6 protein-coding genes are annotated in these 6,748 nt (G+C 47.5%); 5 read left to right on the forward strand and 1 reads right to left on the reverse strand.

Translation table 11 applies throughout. The features are described from left to right. The coding region (locus ABGY95_RS01400; RefSeq protein ID WP_347439889.1) for an NAD-binding protein at positions 1–796 on the reverse strand (796 nt) is incomplete at its 3' end. 174 nt (positions 797–970) lie between these two features. Here ABGY95_RS01400 and hprK point away from each other — a divergent pair. The 5 genes from hprK (at position 971) to ABGY95_RS01425 (ending at position 6,205) form a co-directional block, all read left to right on the forward strand. Next, on the forward strand, positions 971–1,951 hold the full coding sequence (gene hprK, locus ABGY95_RS01405) for an HPr(Ser) kinase/phosphatase (protein WP_347439890.1): 981 nt from the start codon (positions 971–973) through the stop codon (positions 1,949–1,951). Positions 1,952–2,052: 101 nt separating this feature from the next. Continuing rightward, a complete protein-coding gene (locus ABGY95_RS01410; RefSeq protein WP_347439891.1) occupies positions 2,053–2,316 on the forward strand; it encodes an HPr family phosphocarrier protein in 264 nt (87 codons plus the stop codon). Between the two features lie 78 nt (positions 2,317–2,394). Next, positions 2,395–4,164: a phosphoenolpyruvate--protein phosphotransferase gene (gene ptsP, locus ABGY95_RS01415; RefSeq protein ID WP_347439892.1), complete on the forward strand. Its 1,770-nt coding sequence runs from the start codon at positions 2,395–2,397 to the stop codon at positions 4,162–4,164. A gap of 49 nt (positions 4,165–4,213) precedes the next feature. Further along, a complete protein-coding gene (locus tag ABGY95_RS01420) occupies positions 4,214–5,692 on the forward strand; it encodes a carboxypeptidase M32 (RefSeq protein WP_347439893.1) in 1,479 nt (492 codons plus the stop codon). Positions 5,693–6,019: 327 nt separating this feature from the next. Beyond that, a complete protein-coding gene (locus ABGY95_RS01425) occupies positions 6,020–6,205 on the forward strand; it encodes a hypothetical protein (protein WP_347439894.1) in 186 nt (61 codons plus the stop codon). Positions 6,206–6,748 lie beyond the last annotated feature (543 nt).

The following is a 6,748-nucleotide window of genomic DNA, read 5'->3' on the forward strand; positions in this document are numbered from 1 at the left end:
GTGCTCGTTTTTCATCTTTTTCGAAGATACGCACCCTGCAATTCCAGCTTTCTAACATCTGAGCGAGAGTGAACCCATATTCCCCTCCACCAAAGATAACAACTTTAAGATCTGAGTCTTTGACACACCCCTTTTGCAGGCGATCTGCAAGTACTCGGAGCTTTCTAGGCTCACCAAAAATGGTAACCACATCGCCAACTTCAAGTGTGGAGCTTGCTGTCGGAACAAAACTTTCACCACCACGGGTGACAGATGCCACACGCGTCCTCTCAGGAGCTTTGAGATCGATCAGCTTTTTGCCTGGCACATCACTCTTGTCACTCACTCGCACCTGTTGAAGTTCGATGCGTCCTCGCGCAATTTCCTCAACAACCAAGGACTCGGGATTACGTATAAACTTAGCAAGCTCTATCGCACTCAATCGCTCTGAACTAAAAATATGATCAATCCCAAAATGGCTGCGGTAATCAAAGAGCCATTCCTCTCGCTGTACTTCTGGGTGGACACGCGAAATCACCTTTTTGGCATCCAGTTTTTTCGCGACCGATGCGGCCATTACGTTGATAGTATTATCACTAGTCAACGCCAGGAACAAATCACACTCACTGACTCCAGCTTCCAATAAAGTCGTCACTGAAGTTCCGTTTTCGCAGATAATCCTAGCATCTAACGACTGCTCGAGCTCTGCGGCTAATTCTGGATTACTTTCGATCACGGTGATGCTATGCGCTTCTCGTGATAAGGAAGTAGCCAAATGCCGCCCCACTTCTCCAGCTCCAATGATGATGATATTCATAAGCGCGCACTCTCTAGCGCATTTGTATGGTCTCAGTTTCACCTCAGCTTTCCAGCAAAAAAACAAGCTTCAGACGGAAACGGGATTCCTAAGTAAATTTGTCCCCAATCACACCTAACACGAAGAATTAATTTTATCATTTAAGTAGCTCCCAAGACAGCTAAGCTAGCTACCATGGCACGCAAAGTTAAATTGGTTTCACACATCACGGTCGGACATTTTTTTGAAACACACGGTGAAAGCCTTAAACTTGAACCAATCAACTCGTCCGACGGGTTTAATAGAAAAATCAATGAACCATCATTGAACAGACCAGGCTTAGCTCTTGCTGGGTATATTGATCATTTTGCCTACATGCGCGTCCAAGTCCTCGGCAATTCAGAAGTGGAATTTCTAAATAAAATTGATTCAGAAATAAGAAGAGAACGTATCCGTACGATCTGCAAAACCGACATCCCATGCATTGTCATCTCCAGAGATGCTAGAGTACACCAGGACATGCTGGATATTTGTGAAGAATTCCGCATTAGCCTCTTTAGGACACCACTCAACACCATGCGCTTCATCAACTCTGCTACTTTTCACCTAGAGCATGACTTCGCGCCAACAACCACCGCGCATGGCTGCATGCTAGACTTCCGTGGAATTGGCGTGCTAATCAAAGGTAAAAGCGGCTCAGGAAAAAGCGAGACAGCCATCGGACTCGTAGAACGAGGCGGAGCACTCATTGCCGATGATCACGTAAAGATTCGTAACGTAAACGGAAAACTCACAGCATTCACCGACGATTTCTCCAGAGGCTTCATTGAAATGAGAGGTATTGGAATCATTAATGTCACCAATATCTACGGTTTAGGATCAATCCGCCCAGATGCCACACTAGACATCATCGTGAACCTACGACCCTATAGCGACTTGAACGAAGTGGATAGAGTCGGAATCACTCGCGAAACTGACAAAGTCCTGGGTGTCGACGTGCCAATCGTAGATATTCCAGTAGCTCCAGGACGGGACACTGCGAGATTAGTCGCCGTGACTGCATTAGACCTCCAACTCAGACGTCTCGGATACGACATGGCTGCTGAATTCAACAACCGATTGAGCGAGAAACTAGCCAACACAACGCCCCCATCTCCTTTCACAACACACTATTAAACAACAACTTCCAATATTCTTTAAAATTTTACCTTCCACTAGGCTAGAAGACTCCATAGAGTTATCCAAATCCCGACTCTATACGTACAAGACTACAGCCAATGCCAACACAGGAATTTACTATCACGAACAAGCTCGGTATCCACGCGCGCCCAGCTGCCCAGTTCGTTAAAACTGCGAACAGATTTGACGCCGAAATCACTGTCGAAAAAGACGGGGAAGAAATTGATGGTAAAAGCATCATGGGTCTTATGATGTTAGCTGCCGGTCACGGGTCTGTACTCACCATCATAACTGACGGTCCTGAAGCTGAAGCCGCTCTCGAAGCCGTTGGCCGCCTTATTTTACGTAATTTCGAGGAGTAAGAGATAGGCTCACTACTATTGTCCTCATAGGAAGCTGGCCATCCTAACTTCCTATTTTTTGCTTATATTTTTTCATAAATGCCAGTCATCCCATCCAATAAAGAAGTAGTCATTCAAGGCACGGCCGTGTCGCCAGGACTCTCTTTCGCGCCAGCCCACGTTATATCACGTGGCCTGCAAGCACCTGATGTTTACGAAATCTCTCCAAGAAACTTAGATAGAGAAATCCAGCGAGTCCACACCGCTCTCGACAACACAAAACTGGAGATCAGCAAGCTCCAGAAGCATATCGAGGCAATTACTGAGGACACCGAAGGCCAAATTTTTGAAGCCCACCTCATGCTGCTCTCTGATCGTACCATGATCAAGCGGGTAGAAGAAACCATCCGTGACCGGCAACAGAATGCGGAATTTAGCTTTTATGCGGTACTTCAAAACTATTCGGAAGCCATGCGTCGGATAAATGACCCCTACCTGGCTGAACGCGCTTCTGACATCGACGACATAGCTCAACGAGTGATCCGAAACTTCAACACTGATGAAGCTTGCCCTAGTGACGATTGCCCAGAGCATAATCACATCATCATCGCACATGACCTTTCTCCATCTGACACAGCATCCCTGGACAGTGATTTATCAGTCGGTTTCGCTACGGAGCAAGGCAGCATCAACTCACACACAGCAATTCTAGCTAGATCACTGGGAATACCTGCTGTGGTTGGACTTCAAGGGCTCATCATAGAAATTCAAGAACTTAGCCAAACCATTCTTGACGGGTACGATGGCAAATTGATTATCAACCCAAAACCCTCGACCATCGCTCACTACCAAGATATCAAACGCCTCAAGGAGAAGAAAGATAGACAGTTAGACAATCTTCGAGACAGACAAACCAAAACTACTGATGGGAGAGAAATCACCCTTTCTGCTAATGTCGAATTCAAACATGAATTCCCACTAGTCACAGCGAGCGGTGGAGCCGGAATAGGTTTATTTCGCACAGAGTTTTATCTTTTAGGTAAAGGCGAAGTTCCCTCGGAAGAAAGTCAATACAAAGTGTACGCTGAGGCAGCGACGACAAGCCAACCTCACCAAGCAATCATTCGAACCCTGGATGCTGGCGGCGACAAACTTCCGGCCGAACCACCCCCGGAACCTGAACCAAACCCATTCCTCGGCTGGCGCGGCATACGTGTATCGCTCTCTCGTGTCGGAATGTTCAAGGAGCAACTAAGAGCAATTTTACGAGCCAGCGCCCACGGTCGTATCGGCGTCATGTTCCCACTCGTTTCAGGTATTGGCGAGCTAATGACAGCTAAGGTAATCCTCCAAGAATGCATGGACGAGCTCGACCGCGAAGGATCCTTGTACGACCCAGGCATCGAAATCGGGGTCATGATCGAAGTTCCCTCTGCTGCTATCATGGCCAACGAGCTCGCCAAAGAAGTAGATTTCTTCTCGATTGGCACAAACGACCTCATTCAGTACACCCTCGCTGTAGATCGCGTGAATAAACACGTTTCAGGACTCTACAAGCCAACAAACCCTGCGGTCATTCGTCTCATCAAAATGACAGTTGAGGCAGCTAACAATCACGGAATTTGGACTGGAGTCTGCGGTGAAATGGCCAGCGACCTAGACCTTATACCTCTATTAATTGGCCTAGGGGTCGACGAACTTTCTGTAGGAACACACCGTTTACCTCGCATCAAGAAAGCCATTCGCTCACTCTCGCACGCAGAGTGCGCTGCCGTTGCCGATGAAGCTTTACGCTGCCGATTTAGCAGTGACGTACTAGCCCTCACCAAGCGACTAGCCAGACGATCCTACGGAGGCATTGTAGAATAAACATCTAGCAACTTGTCCAGCCCAAGCTTTCTGATATGAATCCTCAATCATGTCAGACGCATACGCCTCACTAGTCATAAAGCACCGAGAAATAGCTTTGGTGCACAGCTCATCCTCTACCCTAGCCTGGGATCAGGAAACCAACTTACCGGATAAAGCTCAAGCGTATAGGGCGGAGCAAATCGCCTACCTATCAGGTAAAGCACATGAACTATCTACCAGCGATAACTATGAAAAGTTACTCGCGTCAGCAGAAGACAGCAACGACGGTAGCCACACGACTCTAGCAAACTTACGTGAATGGCGTCACAGCTTTGAGCGATCCACACAACTCAACCGAGACATTGTGGAGCGAGATTCAAAAACATCCTCGCACGCCAAGACTGCCTGGATAAAAGCACGTGAGCAATCGAACTTCAGTCTCTTCGCCCCACACATGCAAAAACTACTAGATCTAGCCAAAGAAAAAGCCGAGCTCTGGGGTTACCAAGACGAAACCTACGATGCCCTGCTAGAAAATTATGAACGCGGAGCAAAAACCCGCGACATCATCTCCATTTTTAACCGTTTCCAGCCAGCAATCATCTCACTAGCAAGCGATGCCGTGGCAAAATCATCCTCCAATAATCCACGAAAACTAGAAGGACCGTTCCCTGTCGAAAAGCAACAAGAGCTCAATCGTGCCGTTGCTCAATCAATTGGCTTTGACCTTCATGCTGGCCGCATTGATACCACCACTCATCCATTTTGCACCACTCTCGGGCCGTCAGATGTACGACTTACAACGCGCTACTACGAGCAAGATTTCACAACATCACTCCTCGGAGTAATGCACGAGGCTGGGCACGGCCTCTATGAGCAAGGTCTCCTCGAATCAAATTTCGGCCTACCATCAGGCTCAGCCATTTCCCTTGGAATCCATGAATCCCAATCACTGCTTTGGGAAGCACACGTCGGTAGATCGATAGCATTCTGGCAGCACTGGCTTCCAAAAGCACAAGAACTCTTCCCACAGCTCCGAGATTGGACCGTCGAGGAATTCCTCCAAACCATCAACCAAGCAACTTACTCACCTATTCGAGTGGATGCTGACGAAGCGACCTACGACCTCCACGTCTTACTCCGCTTTAACATCGAGCGACAACTAGTGCGTGGAGACCTCGACGTGAAAGACATCCCAGCTGCTTGGAATGAGAGCTTCGAAACATACTTCAACATGCGACCAAAATCAGACTCAGAAGGATGCCTACAAGACATTCACTGGGCCATGGGAGGACTAGGCTACTTTCCAACCTACACCCTAGGAAATCTCAATGCCTCACAACTATTCCACGCCGCTACCCAAGACGCATCGATCTTAAACTCGTATAACAAAGCAGATTTCACACCATTACTTCAATGGATGCGTAAAGAAATCCATAGCCACGGTAGCACACTACTTCCTCAAGATTTAATGGTTCAGGCTACAGGAGAATCCACCAACCCTAGCCATCACCTCAAGCATCTCAGTAACAGATTCCTCAAATAACTTTACCAGTGATAGAAATTTATCACCGCAAAGGTAATCACCAGCTATGTCCACTAATGCCCATTCTTTAACCTTTCATTACGTGCCGCCGTATGCCTATGCTATCGGAGGTTTGCTCATACTGCCATCCCAGTAAAACTCAGTAATGACAACATCAAACTACCTCTCTAAATCGGGATGGTAGGCTGCAGCAAAACTCCCGATGATAAACTCAAAGGGATTCAAGAACTTTGCCACGACGTCCTAGAGCTCAACTAGCCAAGAGGCCACAATAAGGCTGCCTCCCCAGCCGCATCCCAGAAATATAATTTACCCATCCTCAGTATTGTGGGCTCCACCCGCTGGAAAATACAATTCTCCAATTCATCTGAAGAAGTCCGTGAGCGCGCTTTCCTAGACCTCACCTCTGCCATCGACGACTCAGCAAAGTGCAGCGGTCACGCCGTCCTTATCGCGCCAGCCGTGAACAACAAAAACACCATATACCAAGAGGCATGGGAGCGCTCGATCTAAGTTAGAAATAGAGCCATTCCTCATGCAGCGCAAAAGAGCCAGTACATACTCATTCGTAAGGTATGCACAGCTCTCCTTACTATCCCAAAGGAGGAAATAAGCAGTCAGCAGAACTACTTAAAAGTACATTGATCAGATCGAAAGCCCATGGGACGGTAATTACTCCGACATAGGCAACCATCAACGCTTAGGAAAACCAGCAGGATGGATTCGCTCACTCAGCAAACGCACCGTCAAACTCGATGTCAAACACTGGTGAACCGAAAATGCCTTCTGCACAATTGGTGAAGGCAACGTCGATCGCCCTAAATAGGCAAAGTAACTAAAAAGATCAACTGTTCAGGCTGGGCCACAGCTGAAAGACGCTGTGGTAATTAAGAACGCTGCGCTGAGGCCCTCAAGAACATAAGCTCACGTACTCGGAGAATAAAGCTCAACCAAATCCCCATAAACAAAACATCTCGGCATATCCTGCCTAGATAGTTTTATACATTGATGCATCTGGGTAAAAAAACTCCTCTCCAATAAAGCGGTGAGGAGGCT

The sequence above is a fragment of the Rubritalea sp. genome, assembly GCF_039830215.1.
Taxonomy (GTDB): Bacteria; Verrucomicrobiota; Verrucomicrobiia; order Verrucomicrobiales; family Akkermansiaceae; genus Rubritalea.